The organism is Breznakiella homolactica (assembly GCF_016616095.2).
GTDB classification, from domain to species: domain Bacteria; phylum Spirochaetota; class Spirochaetia; order Treponematales; family Breznakiellaceae; genus Breznakiella; species Breznakiella homolactica.
Genome location: NZ_CP067089.2, coordinates 4127332 through 4146432, shown reverse-complemented (window position 1 = coordinate 4146432; position 19101 = coordinate 4127332). Strand labels below are relative to the sequence as shown.

Here is a 19101-nt window from a genome sequence, read left to right as displayed (position 1 = left end):
CCTGAAGTACGGGAATGGTTTACTTATCTTTGAAATGCCTGAAAAAAGACGAGATAATGACAATCAGGGCGAGAATGCCGCTGATAATAAATCCGGCGACACCGATGATCGGGATGCCGTGCCACTTCGGGGCAATATCCGCGTGAACCATAATGGACGAACCGATTATAAGAGAGCCGATGGTAACCCCCGCGATAAACCTGTTGCCGGTGGTATCTATGGTGCGCTGGAGCGGCTCCAGACCGTGGTGTTCAAATTCAATCCGGACCCTGCCCTGTTTCAGCTTGCGGATAATAGTAGAAATATCCCCGGGGGCGTGTTCCAGGATATGCTTTGCCTGGGTAAGGCTGAGCATTCCCACTGACATAAGCCGCTTCCAGGTAAATTTCGATTCCACCAGTTTCCAGGAAAACCGCTGCAGACATTCGTAGATTCTGAATTCGGGATCAAGCTGCATGCCCACCCCTTCAATGGTCATCAGCGCTTTTGCCATGAGGGTCAGATCCGTGGGGACTTTGAGATTGAACCGCTGGATAACATCAATCAATGACTGGAGAACCTCAGCCATATTGAGTTCCTCCAGGGGGCGTTCGAGATAATGGTCCACCATATCCTGGATACAGGATTCGATCTCGCGGATTTCCGGATGGTTCGGCCGCCTGGTCAGTGTCAGAACGGCGTCGGTTATCAGGGCCGTATCCTTTAAAACCAGGGCAAGGATCAGGTTCGAAAGTTCGCTCCGCTGGCGGGGCATGAGGGAACCCATCATGCCGAAATCGATAAACGCGATGGTTCCGTCTTCGAGGATGATAATATTGCCCGGATGGGGATCGGCGTGGAAAAAGCCGTTTACGAAGATCTGTTTGAGAATAAGGTCCGCGCCGTTTTCGGCGATCTGCTTCCGGTCGTATCCGGGAAGATCGTCATCGGTTATCCGGGAAACCTTGACACCTTCCACAAACTCCATGGTAAGGATCCGGGTACAGGAATATTCCGCGTACGCTTTGGGAACGTGGATCCGGGAATCGTCCTTGAAGTCGCCGCAGAACCGTTCGAGGTTTGTCCGTTCCTGGGTAAAATCGAGTTCCCATTTTATACCGGCCTCGAATTCCCGGACAATTCCGGTGGGGTTGAATTTGCGGTATTGTTCGCTGTGTTTTTCCGCAAGTTCCGCCAGAGCGTAGAGGATTTCCGTATCCGAGATTATGTTCTGGGCAATGTTCGGCCGCTGAACTTTGATGGCGACCTCGGTTCCGTCGTACAGCACCCCCCGGTGCACCTGGGCGATGGATGCCGACGCTATAGGCTTTTGATCAAATTCAAGGAACAGTTCCTTCAGGGGTTTTCCCAGATCCTCTTCAATTATTTTTACCGCTTCCTTCCCCGGAAAAGGCGGAACCGTATCCTGGAGTTTTTCCAGCTGTACGAGAATATCCGCGGGAATAATATCCGGCCGGTTGGAAAGCATCTGCCCGAATTTTATAAACGTGGTACCCAGCTCTTCCACGGCAAGCCTGATTTCCTCAGGCCGTGTCAGCTGGTCGATCCGCCGGGAACCGCGTTTGGGGAGAAGCTTCCGGACAAAGCGAAATCTGTCGGCAACATGCAGGCTATGGAGGATGTCCCCCATACCATAGGTAATCAGTATACCGACAATTTCACTTATCCGGTGAGAATGTTTTATGGTTTTTTTTAAAAAGCCCATTAAAACTGTTTATTTAGCTTTGGCGGCCTTTAACTCCGTTTCAAGCTTTGTGACCTTTGCCTTAAGGGTGTCCACTTCCTTTTTGGTCGCCAGTCCCATTTTGCCGACCGCGTCCTTAATGGCGTCGTTGATTTTTTTGTCCAGGTCTTTTTTTGTCTGTTCAGACGAGGCCATAACACCGTCAACGAATTTCTTGCCCTCAGCGGCGCTCATCTTCTGCTCTTTGGCAAACTTGTTGGCCGCCGCTTCAATTTTCTCCTTGCCCTTGAGGGCAAGCCCGATTCCCGCATAAAATGTGGATTCAATAAGATTCATAAATACCTCCGTTTTTATCCTATCTTGTAATATAGAAAAAAAATAAAAAAAGTAAAGCCCGGCGGCGTTTTATAGTATAAATGCAGGATTTTACCCGCCGGTTTTCCGGGGAATGATTTCCACACTGTCGCTGTATGACGGAGACGGCACGTACCAGCCGAAAAGAACCCCCTCAAAGACGTTCCGTGTCCGGGACGGCTTCGGGTCCTTTTTTTTATTGCTGATGTATTCCTCTATCACCAGGATGGCGTCATCGTAATCCTCATCCAGAACCGACACAACCATCTGGTTGTAATTTTCGATTTTCACGCCGCTCCGGAGACCGCTCATATGTTCGTATTCCACATGAAAGGGAATCGACTCGGACTGGAGCATGGATTTTATAAACATGGAATCGAACCGGGAATATGCCCGGGCAATGGGTGCCGTATTTTTGCCGCTCCGGACTTCCTCATAAAAACGGGTTTCCATTCCGTATTCCTTACCATCTTCGCCGGTATCGTCACCGGCAGCATCCCCGGTGTCCGGGGAATTGTCGCGAAGCCTTTTTATCAGCGCAAAGATGAGAATCACAGCAACGGCAAATATGGTAAGTTTTATCATTCCGCTCCCCGGTACAGACAGTCACGAGCCGGATTCCGGCGCGTTTCTTGATATTGTCGCACGGTTCGCCTCAAAAATCGACCTCAAAAAAGCGGCTTCGATCATGGGCTGTCCGCGGAAACAGAAGATAGTTTTTATTCAGCCCGGCTGGTTTCTCCGGGTTCTTCCGGCGCGGTTTCCGCTCTTTTGGGATTCACGGGAAACCATCCCTTCCGTACCCGTTCCTTCTGCTCGAAAAGCTCATGGATCGTCCAGAAGGAACAGAAAGCCGTGACCCCCAAAAGGGCCCGGACAAGGCTGCTGCCGATAAAAACGGATAAGCCGCCGGTAATGATACCGAACACCAGAAAAACCGGCCAGATTCCCGTTCCGAAATGATATTCACCCTTGATAACCAGGGGGTGAAACAGCCCGATTATTAGAAACGATGCCAAACCGATGATTAGGCCGTCAAAATACATAGACACTCCGCGGTAAAGATTATTTTACAGTTATTTTAACTATATTAAATTACTGCAGAATCTGCAAATACCTGAATGCTCTGATCTGCTGATGGGGGGTCCCTTATATGGGAATACTTTATTGATTTTCATTAATAGATTACAATTGATCCATTCCTTATTTCTGGAGACACTCCTATGAATTACCGCCCGTATGGAAAGCTTGGTTACGATGTATCAGCCTTGGGGGTCGGATGCATGCGGTTTCCCCGTAATATCGACGGCGAGGGAAAAGTGTCGGTGGATCTTGAAAAAACCTTTGAGCTGATCCGGTACGCCGTGGACCACGGCGTCAATTACTTCGATACGGCGTATTCATACCACCATACCATGAGCGAAGCCATCCTCGGGGAAGCCCTCGGCAGCGGGACCCGTGAAAAGGTCAGGATTGCCACAAAACAGCCCTTCTCGGTAATGAAAACCCAGGGCGACATACGGCGGAACCTGGAAAATACCCTCAAAAAACTGCGGACCGATTATATCGATGTGTACCTGATCCATAATGTTCAGAGTTCCATCTGGGAAGCCATAAAAAAACGCGGAATAATTGAAGAATACGAGAAATTCCGCGCCGAAGGCCTGATCAGGGCAATCGGTTTCTCCTATCACGGCGGATTTTCCGGGTTTAAGGATATCATTGACTATTACCCCTGGGACATGTGCCAGATTCAGCAGAATTTACTCGATGTGGATAAGGAAGCCACCGCCGCAGCGGTCAAGGCCGCGGGCGAAAAAGGAACCGCCCTGGTCATCATGGAACCCCTCCGCGGAGGCGGCCTCGCTGTTCCCCCGCCGCCGGTGCGGAAGCTCTACGATTCCTGGGATACAAAACGGAGCGCCGTTGAGTGGGCGTTCCGCCATCTCATAAACTATCCCGAGGTCAGCTGTATCCTCAGCGGAGTCACCACCCTGGAGCAGCTCAAGGAAAACATTGAAATTTTTTCCAAACCCGACGCGGTGCCGGGCTGCCTTACGGAACCGGAAAAGGAAATCCTGGCACAGGCAAAAACCGAGTACGAGGCGCTGGCGTCCATTCCCTGTACGGGCTGTGAATACTGCCTGCCCTGCCCCCAGGGCGTACAGATTCCCGGGGTATTCTCCCGGTACAACGAAGGCATCATGTTCAATAACTTCAACCAGCCGAAACGCAGTTATATGTTTATGTCCAAAGCGGGCCAGGGTGTTGATACGTGTGCCGCCTGCGGTGTCTGCGAAAAAAAATGCCCCCAGCATATTGCCGTAATTGACGAGCTCAAACGGTCCCATGAGGCGCTCAAAGGCTGGGTTGAGTAAGCGGTACGTTTTTCCTTCGGGAATTTACCCGGCGGCAGTATATTGTATATACGTTCCCGATGCTGGTACTGCATTGTACAACACGCTTCCGATGGGGTCCTGATATGTAGTTCTTCGGAAGCGCCGGATTTGGAAGCGGGAACCTGCCCTCCGGGCGCAGGCCGGAGGTGTACACCGGAAATCCGGAAAGCAGGCTGCGGTGAGAAAGGCAGTCAAATACACCTGTATCGCATATTTGCTCTATGTTCTGGGAGCTTCTACCCTGTCCTATGCCCGGCCGAAAACAATGCGGGAAGAATCGAAGAAATCCCTGGAAAAGCAATTTTTATCCGAAACCGGCGATCCCGGGCCGGACCGGATTGCCCTGGTGGAAGACTGCCAGGAAGGTCTGGGAATCCGCATCCGGATGCTCCGCAGCGCCCGCCGTTCGGCGGATATTGCGTACCATACGGTTCACAAGGGCGAAACAACCGACGCGTTTTTCGGTGAAATCCTCAGCGCGGCGCAGCGCGGCGTAAAAGTCAGAATCCTCCTGGACGGAAAAGTCGGCGTCACCAGCGGAGAAATATCAAACATACTAAAAACCCTGGACAGCCATGAAAACATTTCCTGCCGCCTGTACAATCCCATAAACTGGCTCAAGCCCTGGAAATGGCACGCCCTGCTCCACGATAAATTTATTATCGTGGATGACGAACTGCTGCTCCTGGGCGGAAGAAATATCGGCGATAAGTATTTTGCCCCGCCGGGATTTACCGGAAAAATCACCAACGACCGGGATGTCTTTGTCTGGAAAGCCTCCGGCGCCGGGCCCGGAGCGGCGGATCAGGTGCGGGACTACATGGACAGCCTTTGGGATTCCCCCTACGTGAAGCCTCTGAGCGCCGGTAAACGCGATGAACCGCTCTACGCGAAACTCTCGGCTGCGGGTGCCCGTTTTGAGGAAAGCTATCCCGTGTTCTTTTCCCGGACGCTGGAAGACTACAAAGGCAAAACTGTTCCCGCCGCGAAAATCACCCTGGTATACAACCCCATCAACGCGGGACCCAAGGAAGCCTGGGTCGGCTATCAGCTCGCCGATCTGGCGGTCCAGGCCACGGATACGGTATATATCCAGACGCCCTATGCCACGGCAAACCGTAAACTCCTGGAAACCCTGACGGAAACATGCAGCGACGCGCAAACAAGTATCCTGACCAATTCCATGGCATCGTCCCCGAATTTCCCGGCATTTTCAAATTACAGCAGCCAGCGGAAAAAATTCGTCGGCACCGGCGTTTCGATTTACGAATACCAGGACATCCATTCGATCCACGGGAAATCCTTTATCTTTGATGAACGGCTCAGCGCCGTGGGTTCCTACAACCTGGACGACCGGAGTTTTTATATCGACACGGAAACCATGCTCGTCATAGACAGCCCCGAATTCGCCAGCATCCTTTCCGGCGCCATGGACAGCTACCGAGGTTCTTCCCTCAAGGTGGGCCAGGACAACAATTACGAACCCAATCCCGCTGTCGCTCCTGTCCCGGTATCCCGGATGAAGAAGTTTATCATGGGCACGGCATCGGTGGTTTCACGGCTTTTTCAGTTTCTGATATGAATCCCGAGAACTCTCTCCGGAAAGATCCCGGGTAAATACCAAAATTTAAAAAGAACTGTTTGCCACCGGAGTTTTTATGATTTATCATGAAAAATCGGGGAGTCCGCAGTGCCGTCCCGGAGATACTTACAATACCCGCAAGGAGATATTTATGAGTACATACAACCCCTACGATAATGTTCTCGAAACAATCAGGAACGCAGCTTCTATACTCGGCCTGGCTGAAAGTGATTACGCCACAACAATGTATCCCGAACGGGAATTAAAAGTTTCATTTCCGGTAATGATGGATGACGGAACCGTAAAGATTTTCGAAGGATACCGGGTCCAGCATTCCAGCTCCCGGGGGCCCTGCAAGGGAGGCATTCGGTACCACCAGGATGTCAATATTGACGAAGTAAAGGCCCTGGCTGCCTGGATGACCTTTAAATGCGCGGTGGTGGGTATTCCCTACGGCGGCGCGAAGGGCGCGGTCAAGGTCGACCCTTCCAAGCTGTCCTCCGCGGAACTCCAGCGTCTCACCCGGCGCTACACCGCCATGATAGCTCCGCTCATCGGCCCGGACCAGGATATTCCGGCGCCGGACGTAAACACCAACGGCCAGGTTATGGGCTGGATTATGGATACCTACAGCATGCTCAAGGGGCACGCCATCCCCGGGGTTGTCACCGGCAAGCCCATTGAAATCGGCGGATCCCTGGGCCGGGTGGAAGCTACCGGACGGGGGGTTATGATAACCACCCGGGAATCCCTGAAGAAACTGGGTATCCCCGCGGACAAGGCCCGGGTGGCGATTCAGGGCATGGGAAATGTCGGGAGTATTTCCGCCAAGCTTATCGCCGAACTGGGCGCGAAAATCGTGGCCGTGAGCGATGTATCCGGCGGGCTGTACAGTTCCGAAGGCCTCAATATCAGCGCCATACGGGAATACCTCTCGGTACGGGGCAGGCTGCTCAAGGATTACAATGAACCCGGGGTAAATCATATCACCAATCAGGAACTGATTACCTGCGGCGCGGACGTTCTGGTCCCGGCGGCCATGGAAAACCAGATTACCGAAAAAAACGCCGCGGATATACAGGTCAAGGTTATTGTGGAAGGTGCCAACGGCCCAACCACGGTTGCGGCGGACAAGATACTTGAGGAAAAAGGAATTGTGGTGGTCCCGGATATTCTGGCCAACGCCGGAGGGGTGGTGGTTTCCTACTTTGAATGGGTCCAGAATCTCCAGTCCCTGGTATGGGACGAGGATGAAGTAAACAAAACCCTTAACCGGATTATGTGCAAAGCCATCGACGAGGTGTTTGATCTGCACACGGAAAAAAAGATCACCCTGCGGGCAAGCGCCTACTGTCTGGCCCTGAAAAAACTGGTCACCGCCAAAAACATCCGGGGGATCTTCCCGTGATTCCGTACAGTATCGTATCACGCAATTAACCGGTTTTCCGGGTTTTCCGGCCCCCGCGGACTGCTTCCCGGGGGTTTTTTATTTATCCGCGCCCGCAAAACATTGAACAGGCCAAAAAGTTTGACAGCCTCCGGCACCTGTGATACGATGTATACAAATCTAATTTTTGTATACATTCTAAATAATTGTATACAAACAGGAAATTATGGCGGATACAGCGGCACCGAAGGAACTGAACGATAATTCGATCCTCATATTCAGGACCCTCAAGAACGAGATTCTCAACCTGACCATACCGCCGGGAACGGTAATTTCGGAAAACGAAATATGCGAACGCTTCTCCGTATCCAGGACACCGGTGCGTACCGCGTTCCAGAGGCTGTCCGACGCGAAGCTTATCAAGAACATTCCTTACCGGGAAACCACCGTAACCCGGATCAATCTCAACCACATCAGACAGATAATCTACATGCGTATCGCCATCGAGTCCAAGGTTATCCGGGATTTCATTGACCAATACGACCCCTTTGCGATCGAAAAAATACGGTACGGCATCCGCAAACAGCTCGTCCTCCTGGGAACCGAATTCACCCCACCGGAGTTTTACACCGAAGATTCATCCTTCCACCGGATCTGGTTCCGGGCTACGGACAAAGAACTGCTGTGGCGCAAAATCCAGCACGCCCAGGTTCATTACACCCGGTTCAGGATGCTCGACATTGTGGAAGCCCGCAAATTTTCAGCCATAGAAAAAGAACACGAACAGCTGTTCTCAATAATCCAGAAAAAGGACAAGGACGGGGTGGAACCCTTTATGACCAAACACCTTAACGGCGGGATACAGCGGCTGGGAAAACGGATATACCGGGAATTCTCCGATTACTTCGAGGATACCGGTCCGGATTTTATGCAGAGTTAATTCCGGGCGGGAGCCCGAAAAAATACCGATTGAATTAACGAACGGAGGCAAACAGATGAAACTCGACATACGGTACGGGGAGCACCCCGGGGACGCGAAACATTACGACACGGAAACCATGCGGAACCATTTTCTCTTTGACAAAGCGTTTATAGAAAATGAAATCAGTCTCTGCTATACCCACTCAGACCGGGTGGTGTTCGGCGGCGCCTGTCCGGCGGGGAAAAAACTGCGCCTGGAAGGCGGCAAGGATTTCGGCAGTGACGTGTTTCTCGACCGCCGGGAACTGGGCATCATCTGCATCGCCGGAAACGGAACGGTTTCCGCGGGCGGCACCGATTACCCCATGAAGAAAGGCGACGGAATGTATATCGGAAAGGGTGTCGCCGATGTGGAGTTTTCCTCCGGCGGCAGCGGCCCGGCGAAATTCTACCTCGTCAGCGCCCCGGCGCACACGGCCTACCCCACGGTGTTCATTCCCATTGAAAAAGCGAACCCCCGCAAACTGGGTGACCCGGAAAATGTCAATGTCCGGACCATCTATCAGTACGTCCATCCCGCGGTCTGCCAGAGCTGCCAGCTCGTCATGGGCATGACCATCCTGGAACCGGGATCGGTATGGAATACCATGCCCTGCCACACCCACGAACGCCGGATGGAAGTGTATTTCTATTTCGACATGAAACCCGGGTCGGTGGTGTTCCACCTCCACGGACAGCCTCAGGAAACCCGGCACATCGTCATGAACAACGAACAGTGCGTCATTTCCCCGTCCTGGTCCATCCACTCAGGAGTCGGTACCGGTGCGTATACCTTTATCTGGGGCATGGCCGGAGAAAACCAGACCTTTGACGACATGGACCATGTGGCCATGGAGGATCTGCGGTAGCCCGCGGGTCCTGCGGAAAACACATAGGAAAGGAGCAACCCATGGGTATCATTGATTCATTCCGGATTGACGGAAAAACGGCCATCGTAACGGGCTGCGGCAGAGGACTCGGACAGGGCATTGCCCAGGGCCTCGCCGAAGCGGGGGCAAATATTTTCGGGGTGGGCCACGCGCCCGCAGCGGCGGAAACCGGAAAACTGGTGGAAGCGGCGGGCCGGAAATTCCAGTACCTCTCAGCGGACCTCCGGTCCATGGATCCCATAGAAAAAATATTCGATTCCGCGGAGGAAGCCTTCGGCGGTGTGGATATCCTGGTGAACAACGCGGGGATCATCATCCGCAACGATTCGGTGGACTTCACCGAGGAAGAATGGGATCAGGTTATGAATATAAACCTGAAAACGGTTTTCTTCATGTGCCAGGCCGCCGCACGGCGCTTCCTGAAACAGGGCCGCGGCGGAAAGATCATCAACATCGCTTCCATGCTTTCCTACCAGGGAGGAATCCGGGTTCCTTCATACACCGCCTCAAAAAGCGGGGTAAAGGGAATCACCATGCTCATGGCCAACGAATGGGCCCAGCACGGAATCAACACCAACGGCATTGCCCCGGGGTACATGGCCACGGACAATACGGAACAGCTCCGGGGTGACGAAAACCGGAGCAAGGCTATCCTGGAACGCATCCCCGCTGGCCGCTGGGGAACCCCCGGGGATATCGCCGGAGCGGCGGTGTTCCTGGCGTCGCCGGCGTCGGATTACGTCAACGGGTTTACCCTGGCCGTGGACGGCGGGTGGCTCGGCAGGTAATTTTTTTAAGGAGAACCCCATGAAGACCGATCTGTTTCCCGGAATCGCGGAAGCCTCCGGCGGTGATATAGCAGCCGCCCTGGATGCCTGCGCCGGCCGGGTGTACGCAAACCTGCCGGAATTCACCTACCGGTTCCAGCCGCCGGCAAGCAGGAATAATTTTTATTATCCCATTGAAAACACCGAATGGACCACGGGATTCTGGACCGGGGAGATCTGGCTCGCCTGGGAACACAGCCGGCGGGAGGTCCTGAAATACGCTGCCCTTATCCAGACCGAGGATTTCCGGGACCGGATCGTCAGGGGTATTAAAGTAGACCACCACGACATGGGCTTCCTCTATTCTTTATCCTGTGTCGCCGCATGGAAGCTGACAGGGAATGAACGGGCAAAGGAAACGGCGGTGATGGCGGCGGACAAACTCGTATCCCGGTTCCACGAGAAAGGCCGGTTCATCCAGGCCTGGGGACCCCTGGGAGCCAGGGACAATTACCGGCTCATCATCGACTGCCTGCTCAACCTGCCCCTGCTCCACTGGGCTTCGGAAGTGACCGGCAATGCCCGGTACCGGGAGGTCGCCCTGGCCCACGCCGAAACATGCCTCAGGGTAATCCTCCGCCCCGATAATTCAGCGTATCATACGTTCTTCTTTAATCCCGAAACGGGTGAGCCCGACCACGGCGCCACCCACCAGGGCTACAAGGACGATTCACCCTGGGCCCGGGGCCAGGCCTGGGGAATTTACGGAACCGCCCTGAGTTACCGGTACACGAAAAATCCGGAATACCTGGAGGTATTCCGGAAGATGACGGAATTCTACTTTGACCGGCTCCCGGCGGACATGGTCCCCTACTGGGACCTGTACTTCACCGAAGGGGAGGAACCCCGGGATTCCTCCGCCGCGGCGATCACCGCCTGCGGGCTCCTGGAGATGGCGGAGTATCTCGAAGATGAAGAAGCCGGGCTGTACCGAAAACTGGCCCGGCAGACCGTGGGGTCGCTCATTGCCGGCTACGCCGTGCGGAACGACACCGAAAGCAACGGACTCCTCCTGCACGGAACCTACGCGAAGAATTCACCCTACAACACCTGCGAGAACAACGGGGTCGATGAGTGTGTATCCTGGGGGGATTATTTTTTCATGGAAGCCCTGACCCGGCTTTCGAAAGACTGGACACCCTATTGGTGAGGAGGTCCCATGGATAATCAGTACCGGAAATGGTTCGGAGAAAAACACGGGCATACAGTCGTGTCGGCGCTCCGGGACAAAGGCTGGGCCGCGTATTACGCGGAAGACCTGGCGGAGGCAAAGAAGATTCTTTTTGAAACCTGTCTTCCCAAGGGTGTCTCCGTGGGTCTCGGCGGCAGCGAAACATTAAGCGCCATGGACATCCTGGGAGTACTCCGGAACGGGGAATACAAACTTTACGACCGGTACGACTGCGACGACCACTTTGAAGTCTGCCGGGACAGTCTTCTGGCGGATTACTTTATCACCGGGACCAACGCCATTACCGAGGCGGGAGAACTGGTGAGCCTCGACTGTTCCGGCAGCCGGGTGGCGGCCATAGCCTACGGCCCGCGGCACGTAATAGTGGTGGCGGGGGTCAACAAAATCGTTCCCACCCTGGAAGCCGCGGTGACCCGGGCCCGGAGCATTGCCCCGATGAACTGCAGGCGGAACGGACACGCCACCCCCTGCGCCGAAACGGGCTACTGCGGGGACTGCAACATCCCCGACAGGATGTGCAACCAGCTTCTCATAACCATGAACGCCCAAAAATTCCCCGGCAAGTACAGCATTATCATTGTCAACGAGGATGTCGGATTCTGAACCCGCCGTTCTGATTACACCTCCAGAACCGCCGCCTGGGTTCCGCCGCTCCGGAACACCACGGCGGTTTTTTCATCCTCAATAACGACCCGGGGCGGTTTTTCCGAAGCTGCCGGGCCGGGATCGCCTGCCCTGACCGCGGTAACCCAGATGGTGATTCCCGGCTTCACCTTCCCTTTCAATACGGGGATAATCCCGGAAGGCTCCAGCAGATTGAGGTTCGGGCTCGGCTCCACCAGGGTTCCGGTGCGGTTTGATCCGGCCTCAAGGGCGGCAATTCTTGAGGCGCCCCAGGCAAAGGACACCAGGGCTTCCCGGGATGTATCCGCCCGGGTCTCCGGGGGAACCGCCGGTTCCCGGCCGCAGTACAGCGGCACGGAGAAGCCCCCTTCCACCGCGTCCAGTGTCCGGGAACTTTCAATTTTATGGATACGGACGTGCCAGGCTCCCAGGGCAACCAGGGTTGTGGCAACGGTCACATCCGGCCAGGGGCTCCAGAGGGACCGGGTCCAGTTGGGACCGCTTGTCTGGTCCCGGACAGCCCGCCGCTCCCGCCAGTAATTGTCCCCTTCGGAAAAAAGCAGCGTAGAATCACAGCCGGTTTTTTCCAGGTCGTAGGATCCGTGGGAAACGCAGAATCCGAACCGGGCGGAATAGGCGAACTTGCCGTATTTCGCCGCGGCCTGAACCACTTCGTAGACCGGGTACCGGCCCGGAACCAGAAGCTGCACGTCCTCATCCGAGCGGGATACCAGGAAACCCGGAACCGGGTCCGCCGAAACTTCGGGCAGATCCGCCGGCAGGGGCTGCTCCTCGGCGGCCCAGAAGGGATGACCGTCGGGAAGGGCCAGGACGAGGTAGGACTTGAGCGCCCAGTAGGGTGACCCCGGGGAATTGTACTGGTCAGCCATGATCAGGTTCGGGTAGGCGTACCCCACTGAAAGAATGCCTCCGGCGTCGAGGATGGGCCGGGAAAACCACCACCGGAAGTGGCGCAGGACCAGTCCCTTCATCACCCCCCAGGGAAAAACCTCAAGGCCGGCGAAGGCGCAGGCGGAAAAAAAGGAAACCGCCGCGAACCGGTATATGAGGCTCCGGCCGTAGGGAACCACCGAACCGTCGTCCCGGAACCACGTAATAAACCGGGGAGCGAAAAGCCGGGCCCGTTCAGTATACCGCTCCGCCCGCTGCGGGTCACGGCCGCCGTTGATTGTCGCGTAGATCAGCCCGTAAAAATGAAACGCGAAAGGATTGTACCAGTCGTATTCCCCGTTGCTGCCATCGATATACCAGCCGTCGCCCCGGTAGCAGGATTCAATAAGATCAAAGGATTCCCGCTCCGCCTTTTCGTTTACCGGGAGCCCGAGACGCCGCAGGGCGGTGCAGACCAGGACCCGGAAGAAATGCCAATTGTTGGCGGGAAGCTCCCGCTCCTGGATGAGGCCAAGCCACCGCGCCAGGGTTTTCCGCTGGTCCGGTTTGAGGGAATCCCAGAAGGTCTCCTGGGCGATCATAAGGCTCAAAGCGATGGCGGCCATTTCCACCAGGCGCTGGTCTCTGTCCGGGGGAACACCCCACCAGCCGGGATCATTTTCATCGAGGCCTTTGGTGAGAATCGCCATGACTTCATCGATATTGGGATAGTCCCCGCCGCCGGCGATAAACGGCGCGATTCCCCAGAGGGTCCGGCTCCAGCCCTCCATGAGCGCCACCCGGGGGGAGTAATGGGCGGCGGTGCGGCCCAGGTCGTACCCGCCGCCGGAAACGTGTCGGTTCAGGGGTTCCAGAAGATCAACGAGGCTCTGCCGGAGATCGTCCCTGGTTTTCAGGGGGTTTTGCCGAATCGGAAAATCAAAGGGGTCCATAGTGCCTCCACGTTATTCGATTGTAAATGAACAGGAAAATTCCCTGTCCGGGGAATTGAAAGAAAAGTCAGTGAAATACACCGTCACCGGGTTTCCGCTGTGGTCCCGGTAAACCTCGGCGGCGACCGACGGTTCGGTCCCGTCTCCGGAGGAAAGCGTACATTCCGCGCCGTTGGATTCGATCCGGACCGTACTCCCCAGGACCGCCGGAGGGACCAGGGTGATGAAACGCTCCGTCACCGCCAGGGAAGGACCGTCAAACACAAAGGTATCCCTGAGCAAAACCGATCCGGCCGAAGGGTCAAACCGGAACCGCCGTCCGAGCCGGCGAAACGCGGGAATCCCGTACGCCGGGGCAAGGTCCATGGAGAGTCCACCCTCGCCGTCATATTCGAAATCACCGCAGCGGAATTCCCCGCCCGCTTTCTGGCCCTGCCCGCCGATGATGGGCAGATTATGCCCCCGGGAGGCGGTGCATAAAAAACCGTACCGTTCCGGGCCAAAGTATTCCTTTGTGTATTCCCCGGCTCCGAGGTCGCAGAGAAGCATAGAGCCTTTCCGGTAAAAGATGAAGCTGCCCGTGTCGTTGTGGTTGTGGGGTTCATCGTTGAAGCCGCCTTTGGCGGCAAATCCCGTGTCCCCAGCACCGCTGCAGAGCATCCACTGGGCTTCAGGGAATACGGTACACCAGGAACCGCCGGTTTTCTCCGGGGTTCCGCCGGTCCACAGAAGGTCCCGCAGAGCCGGGGCGAAACGGTGGCAGTGGTCGCCGAGGATCCCCATGCCGTATTGCTCCGGCGGCAGGGTAACACCGCTGAAACGGCGGGCCAGAAAACAGCCCAGGCCGGTCCGGTAAACATCCCGGCCGCCGCCGTCGGAAAAGGCGACCGTGGCGCCCCCGGGAAAATAGCAGTACTGCTGGAACCGGGCAATGGCGGGGAGCCGGGGATCATCCATGAGGTCCACCGAGCCGGCGGTACGGCGGAAGAGCAGATCCGCGGCGGCGGTATAAAACTCCACGCCGTAGGTCCAGTAGGATAACCCCTCCAGGCAGGCGCCGTCCGGAGAAAAGCTGCCCAAAAAACGATCCAGGGCAGGCATCAGTTTGAAAAGAATCCCGCCCAGGAGGGCATCATCCTCCACAAGATACAGCGCCGTTCCGGCAATGCTGCCGGCGCACACCGCGCACCAGTTGTTATCCATTAACTCCCATTTCTGGAAGCCCCCGTGGGTGATATAGCTTTCGATTATCCGCCGCCGCACCGTGTCCCGGACCCGGAGGATGAGCTCCCGGTCCAGGAGATGCTCCGTCATGGCGCAGCATTCCGCCAGAGCGAAACCCGTCTCGCAGGCAAAGAGATCGAGGACCAAAGAGTCATCCCGGGTTCCGCCAACGGCGATTCCGTCCCGGAGAATTGTGCCGGACCCGAACCCGGGAAGGGCATCATCGAGGTGGGCCGGCAGGCTCCAGGTATACTCATCGCAGATGGCCCAGAGGATATCCTCCAGGGCTGTTACGTCCCCGGGCCGCTCCCAGAGCCAGACGGAAAGCCCGGATACGAGAAGGCGCCTGCGCCGTTCAAAATACCGGTCCTCATAGGCAAGGCGGCTGCCGTTCCGGCGGTACAGCGAGAAGAGGCTGAAGGGGAGGTCAGGGATGGCCGAACCGGCGAGGCGGTCCTGGGCATCCGTAAGAAGACCCAGGGATTCCGCCAGAGACGGATTATTGAGGATACCATCTTTAGCATTGTCCCCGGCGAGTTCCCGGAACAATTTTGAGCCGGAGCAGCCCCGGTCCGTACCGGCCCGGAGTCCTTTGAGCAATACCGCCGCGTCGGGTATCATACGCCGCCTCCCGAAAAATTCATAACGCCTATTCCGCCGGGGGTTCGGCGCCCAGGCTTTTCTGGTACTCCGACGGAGTCATCCCCAGGTGGCGCCGGAAGACCCTGGTAAAGTAATAGGCGTTTTCATACCCAAGCATATAGGATATTTCATAGATCCGGTATTTTCCCTGGCGGATCAGAGAACAGGCACGGTTCATTTTGGTCTGGTTGATGTAATCAACGAAGTGCTGGTTGTACTGTTTTCTGAAAAGGGTTGAAAGGTAACCCGCGGAAATACCTACGTGTTCCGCCGCGTCCTGGAGCATGATGTGACGGTCCGTGTTGGCTTCCACATACTGTTTTGCCTTTTCGATAATATCGGTGTGGCCCCCGGACATATTGAGAATCACCGAACTGAGGGCATCCTTCATCCTTTCGAGCCACCGGACAACCTCTGCCCGGGTTGCGAGCCGGTCAATCTGGCGGTAGGCTTCCTGGGGGTCCGAAAAACAGTCCTCCCATCCATCCCCCGGGAGCAGGGGGCGGACAGTATCATAGAGTTCGCTGCACAGCCACAGGGCCTGGATTTTTTCATGGGGAAGTTCAGTGATCCGCCGGACCACCTTATCCATGACGGCCCGGCATTCTTCGCTGTCCCGGGACCGCACCGCGCCGGCGAGCTGGGCCGCGGCGCCGGTCAGGCCCAGGGGTTTCCCTTCGGTTTTTTCCCGTCCGGAAACAGTGTTTTCCCGGGGGCCAGAGGTTCCTTCGGAACCCATGAGATAATACCATTCCCGCAGGGCGGCAACCGCCGCGCCGCATTGTTCTAATTCCGAACCGTCCCTGAAGCATCCGGTTCCCAGGACCGTTATCCCGAGGCGGGTAATCTGGGCGGAGGTCTTGCACACTTTTTCCCGGAACAGTTCAAGTTTTTTTTCCCACTCCCCGGGGGCAAGATCCCAGCAGAACAGATACAGGCTTTGGCACAGAAGATCCGGCTCGAGGACAACGGTGTTCTGAAAAAATGAACGGGCCATCTTGAGGATGATTTCCTTCTGCCAGATAAAAAGCCGCTTTGTTTCCTCCCCGGAAAGCCTCCCGCCTCCGGGAAGCGCCGAAAAATCAAGGGGTATATACGCAGCGGCGTATCCCGAGAGCATCCCCTGTCCGTCCAGCAGCGCCGCCGCGTCCCGCACGGGAACAGCCCGGGAGGATTCAAACAGTTTAATCAAAGTATTGCCGACAACTTCCTGACGGTTCGTCTCAAGGTAATCATTCACCAGATTTACCTGGTCAAGCTTATTCCGGTTTTCCCATTCCGCCTTGGCAACGGCCAGGGCTTTTTCCAGGGTTTCCGGGCTGAGCTGGTTTTTCAAAAGGTATTCCACCGCCCGGCAGCGCAGAGATTCCCGGGCTAGTTCAAAATCATGGTAATTGGTCAGCATGATAAAGACCGTCCGGGGAAATTCCTCGCTGGCGGTCTTCAGGACTTCGAGACCGGAAAGCACGGGCATATCGATATCGCAGACTACAATATCCGGCCGGCGGGTACGGATCAGATCCAGGGTTTCCCGGCCGTTGCCGCCGCTGCCGATAATCTGGCAGTCGTACCGCTCCCAGTCGATGAGGTACTTTACTCCGGAAACAATGATGGGTTCATCATCCGCAAGCAGGACCCGGTACATCTACTGCTCCTTCCGGATCCGGACGGTAACCCGCGTAAAGGATCCTTTTTCACTTTCAAAAGAAAGCCCGCAGTCCCCGCCGTACACCAGCTGCAGCCTGGTATGGACGTTGGCCACCCCGATTCTGTTGAAGGATGTACCGCTCTCCCGGTGTTCCCCGGAAAGAATCCCCGCTATTTCCTCGGGGGTCATCCCCTGGCCGGAATCCTCCACGGTGATACAAAGGTACGGCCCTTCCTCCCGGGCGCTGAGGACAATGGTCCCAAAGGAACCCGACGGTTCAATACCGTGGATAATGGCGTTTTCCACCAAAGGCTGGAGGGTCAGTTTGACGATGCGGCAGGAAAGGAATTCCCGTGGAATGGTATTCACCATCTCGAAGATGCCCATAAAACGAACCGACTGGATCGCTCCGTAATCATCCAGGAGGCGCAGTTCCTCTTCCAGGGTGATCTTGTCACCGGTAATGCCGGCGATGTTCCGGAGAAGATTCGTAAGGCTCCGGGTCATATCGGCAATCCCGGGGTTCTTCTGGATTTCCGCCATCCATTGGATGGAGTTGAGGGTGTTATAGAGGAAGTGGGGATTTACCTGGGTCTGGAGCAGGGCGATCTCGGCATTCTTCCGCTGTTCATACATCTCCTCGGTTTCCCGCAGGAGCCGGCTGATGTTTTGGGACATCTCGTTGACTACCCGCCCGATACTGCCGATTTCATCGTGGCTTTTTTCAATGCCGGGATCATAGGAAAAATCATTGGCGGATATTTTTTTGATCCGGCTGATCAGCACCTGGATGGGCCGGGTAAGATGCATGGAAAGGGTCACCGCGATGCCGCCGGCGGCAAGGAGGGAGGCCAAAACCACGATAAGCACGGAATACAGGATCTGCATATCTTCCCGGGCAAGGCTTGTCACATCGGTCAGGGAATACAACCCCAGGGGCACACTCTCCAGGGGTGTGCGGTCGAGCCGGTAGGTCCGGTTTCCCCGGCGGATCCGCTGGCCGTCATCGTAGGCCGTCCAGCGGTATTCATCCCCGTCAGGGACAGTCAGCCTGCCCCGGGATGACAAAACCGCTCCGGTTTCCGGCAGCACGACGAACATGCTGCCGGGGTCCGCGTACCGGAGGATCTCATCGGAGACCATGTCCAGACCCATTTCAAGGTAGAGGTATCCGCAGGAACCGGGATCGTAAATATTATCAACCCTGAAAAGGATCATAAAACTGTCGCTGAGTTTGCTGGCGGTAATGGATCCGCCGAACCCGACAATCCAGGGTTCGCCGCTGCTGAGGAGTTCCGCAAAAAGCGGCAGCGCGGCAATCTTTTCCCGGTCCGTCACTTCACCGTTCTGGCGGCCGTAGGCTTGTATCAGCAGATCCCCTTCATTAAAGAGAATCAGCTTATCCACGTACCCGTTCACCGGACACGACCGGAGATAGGAATTGAGCAGGTCCTGGGCGTGGAGGCTCTCACGGACTGCCTCAAGGCTGTGATGGTCCTCCCGGGAAACAATTCGGGCAACCACCGTATCGTGGGCGCATATCACCGAGAGGTTAAACACCTCCGAGAATCCCCGCTCCAGCTGGCCCCGGACCGCGTCGGTGTAAAGCCGGTCCAGGTGTTCCGCCTTCTGGGTAACGATCCGGTTGAGATGGGTGTAGAGCCAGAGATTTCCCAGCACACCGATGACCGCAATGTACGCTACCACGGAAGCAATGATTTTAAAACGTATGCTTCGGAATCTCATAGCCACAGTATACCATATTTGCCCCGGGCCCGCACCGTTCCCGTTCCGGAAAAATAAAAACAGGAAATAGTTATTTACTTCGGAGATCGACGGGTTTA

The 19101-nt window shown here is 55.8% G+C and carries 16 protein-coding genes; 8 read left to right on the top strand and 8 right to left on the bottom strand.

Annotated features, from left to right (window positions below):
• Positions 1 to 19: 19 nt before the first annotated feature.
• The 4 genes from JFL75_RS18580 to JFL75_RS18565 all read right to left on the bottom strand — a co-directional run bounded on the left by JFL75_RS18580 (position 20) and on the right by JFL75_RS18565 (position 3084).
• Positions 20 to 1705 (bottom strand): ABC1 kinase family protein, encoded by a 1686-nt coding sequence (locus JFL75_RS18580; protein WP_215628165.1) that lies wholly within the window; start codon positions 1703 to 1705, stop codon positions 20 to 22.
• Positions 1706 to 1714: 9 nt separating this feature from the next.
• A complete protein-coding gene (locus JFL75_RS18575; RefSeq protein ID WP_215628164.1) occupies positions 1715 to 2020 on the bottom strand; it encodes a phasin family protein in 306 nt (101 codons plus the stop codon).
• Between the two features lie 90 nt (positions 2021 to 2110).
• Positions 2111 to 2623 (bottom strand): DUF2007 domain-containing protein, encoded by a 513-nt coding sequence (locus JFL75_RS18570; RefSeq protein ID WP_215628163.1) that lies wholly within the window; start codon positions 2621 to 2623, stop codon positions 2111 to 2113.
• Between the two features lie 134 nt (positions 2624 to 2757).
• Complete coding sequence (locus JFL75_RS18565; RefSeq protein ID WP_215628162.1) at positions 2758 to 3084, bottom strand: DUF4491 family protein; 327 nt, start codon at positions 3082 to 3084, stop codon at positions 2758 to 2760.
• A 177-nt stretch (positions 3085 to 3261) separates the two neighbouring features.
• Here JFL75_RS18565 and JFL75_RS18560 point away from each other — a divergent pair, with 177 nt between their 5' ends.
• The 8 genes from JFL75_RS18560 to JFL75_RS18525 all read left to right on the top strand — a co-directional run bounded on the left by JFL75_RS18560 (position 3262) and on the right by JFL75_RS18525 (position 11878).
• Positions 3262 to 4416 (top strand): aldo/keto reductase, encoded by a 1155-nt coding sequence (locus JFL75_RS18560; RefSeq protein ID WP_215628161.1) that lies wholly within the window; start codon positions 3262 to 3264, stop codon positions 4414 to 4416.
• Positions 4417 to 4615: 199 nt separating this feature from the next.
• The gene (locus tag JFL75_RS18555) at positions 4616 to 6019 is read left to right on the top strand and encodes a phospholipase D-like domain-containing protein (protein ID WP_215628160.1); all 1404 of its coding nucleotides are present in this window, start codon (positions 4616 to 4618) and stop codon (positions 6017 to 6019) included.
• Between the two features lie 151 nt (positions 6020 to 6170).
• Positions 6171 to 7427 carry a Glu/Leu/Phe/Val family dehydrogenase gene (locus tag JFL75_RS18550; protein ID WP_215628159.1) on the top strand — a complete coding sequence of 419 codons (1257 nt, stop codon included), beginning with the start codon at positions 6171 to 6173 and terminating at the stop codon, positions 7425 to 7427.
• A gap of 205 nt (positions 7428 to 7632) precedes the next feature.
• Positions 7633 to 8346: a GntR family transcriptional regulator gene (locus JFL75_RS18545; protein WP_215628158.1), complete on the top strand. Its 714-nt coding sequence runs from the start codon at positions 7633 to 7635 to the stop codon at positions 8344 to 8346.
• Between the two features lie 55 nt (positions 8347 to 8401).
• On the top strand, positions 8402 to 9235 hold the full coding sequence (kduI, locus tag JFL75_RS18540) for a 5-dehydro-4-deoxy-D-glucuronate isomerase (RefSeq protein ID WP_215628157.1): 834 nt from the start codon (positions 8402 to 8404) through the stop codon (positions 9233 to 9235).
• Positions 9236 to 9276: 41 nt separating this feature from the next.
• Positions 9277 to 10044 carry a 2-dehydro-3-deoxy-D-gluconate 5-dehydrogenase KduD gene (gene kduD / locus JFL75_RS18535; RefSeq protein WP_215628156.1) on the top strand — a complete coding sequence of 256 codons (768 nt, stop codon included), beginning with the start codon at positions 9277 to 9279 and terminating at the stop codon, positions 10042 to 10044.
• A gap of 19 nt (positions 10045 to 10063) precedes the next feature.
• Complete coding sequence (locus tag JFL75_RS18530) at positions 10064 to 11233, top strand: glycoside hydrolase family 88 protein (RefSeq protein ID WP_215628155.1); 1170 nt, start codon at positions 10064 to 10066, stop codon at positions 11231 to 11233.
• Positions 11234 to 11242: 9 nt separating this feature from the next.
• Positions 11243 to 11878: a lactate utilization protein gene (locus tag JFL75_RS18525; RefSeq protein ID WP_215628154.1), complete on the top strand. Its 636-nt coding sequence runs from the start codon at positions 11243 to 11245 to the stop codon at positions 11876 to 11878.
• A 14-nt stretch (positions 11879 to 11892) separates the two neighbouring features.
• Here the strand turns inward: JFL75_RS18525 and JFL75_RS18520 are convergent, their stop codons facing one another.
• Genes JFL75_RS18520 through JFL75_RS18505 form a run of 4 tightly spaced genes read right to left on the bottom strand, consistent with a single transcriptional unit; the run spans position 11893 to position 19003 of the window.
• Positions 11893 to 13743 (bottom strand): DUF2264 domain-containing protein, encoded by a 1851-nt coding sequence (locus tag JFL75_RS18520; RefSeq protein ID WP_215628153.1) that lies wholly within the window; start codon positions 13741 to 13743, stop codon positions 11893 to 11895.
• A gap of 12 nt (positions 13744 to 13755) precedes the next feature.
• Positions 13756 to 15588, bottom strand: a complete 1833-nt coding sequence (locus tag JFL75_RS18515; RefSeq protein WP_215628152.1) for a heparinase II/III family protein — start codon at positions 15586 to 15588, stop codon at positions 13756 to 13758.
• 28 nt (positions 15589 to 15616) lie between these two features.
• The gene (locus JFL75_RS18510) at positions 15617 to 17254 is read right to left on the bottom strand and encodes a response regulator transcription factor (RefSeq protein WP_215628151.1); all 1638 of its coding nucleotides are present in this window, start codon (positions 17252 to 17254) and stop codon (positions 15617 to 15619) included.
• The gene (locus JFL75_RS18505) at positions 17255 to 19003 is read right to left on the bottom strand and encodes a sensor histidine kinase (protein ID WP_215628150.1); all 1749 of its coding nucleotides are present in this window, start codon (positions 19001 to 19003) and stop codon (positions 17255 to 17257) included.
• Between the last annotated feature and the right edge of the window lie 98 nt (positions 19004 to 19101).

What these genes read in the sequence shown, in the direction of transcription:
- JFL75_RS18580 (WP_215628165.1), bottom strand. Translation starts at nt 1,705, where the DNA reads ATGGGCTTTTTAAAAAAAACCATAAAACATTCTCACCGGATAAGTGAA.
- JFL75_RS18575 (WP_215628164.1), bottom strand. Translation starts at nt 2,020, where the DNA reads ATGAATCTTATTGAATCCACATTTTATGCGGGAATCGGGCTTGCCCTC.
- JFL75_RS18570 (WP_215628163.1), bottom strand. Translation starts at nt 2,623, where the DNA reads ATGATAAAACTTACCATATTTGCCGTTGCTGTGATTCTCATCTTTGCG.
- JFL75_RS18565 (WP_215628162.1), bottom strand. Translation starts at nt 3,084, where the DNA reads ATGTATTTTGACGGCCTAATCATCGGTTTGGCATCGTTTCTAATAATC.
- JFL75_RS18560 (WP_215628161.1), top strand. Translation starts at nt 3,262, where the DNA reads ATGAATTACCGCCCGTATGGAAAGCTTGGTTACGATGTATCAGCCTTG.
- JFL75_RS18550 (WP_215628159.1), top strand. Translation starts at nt 6,171, where the DNA reads ATGAGTACATACAACCCCTACGATAATGTTCTCGAAACAATCAGGAAC.
- JFL75_RS18545 (WP_215628158.1), top strand. Translation starts at nt 7,633, where the DNA reads ATGGCGGATACAGCGGCACCGAAGGAACTGAACGATAATTCGATCCTC.
- kduI (WP_215628157.1), top strand. Translation starts at nt 8,402, where the DNA reads ATGAAACTCGACATACGGTACGGGGAGCACCCCGGGGACGCGAAACAT.
- kduD (WP_215628156.1), top strand. Translation starts at nt 9,277, where the DNA reads ATGGGTATCATTGATTCATTCCGGATTGACGGAAAAACGGCCATCGTA.
- JFL75_RS18530 (WP_215628155.1), top strand. Translation starts at nt 10,064, where the DNA reads ATGAAGACCGATCTGTTTCCCGGAATCGCGGAAGCCTCCGGCGGTGAT.
- JFL75_RS18525 (WP_215628154.1), top strand. Translation starts at nt 11,243, where the DNA reads ATGGATAATCAGTACCGGAAATGGTTCGGAGAAAAACACGGGCATACA.
- JFL75_RS18520 (WP_215628153.1), bottom strand. Translation starts at nt 13,743, where the DNA reads ATGGACCCCTTTGATTTTCCGATTCGGCAAAACCCCCTGAAAACCAGG.
- JFL75_RS18515 (WP_215628152.1), bottom strand. Translation starts at nt 15,588, where the DNA reads ATGATACCCGACGCGGCGGTATTGCTCAAAGGACTCCGGGCCGGTACG.
- JFL75_RS18510 (WP_215628151.1), bottom strand. Translation starts at nt 17,254, where the DNA reads ATGTACCGGGTCCTGCTTGCGGATGATGAACCCATCATTGTTTCCGGA.
- JFL75_RS18505 (WP_215628150.1), bottom strand. Translation starts at nt 19,003, where the DNA reads ATGAGATTCCGAAGCATACGTTTTAAAATCATTGCTTCCGTGGTAGCG.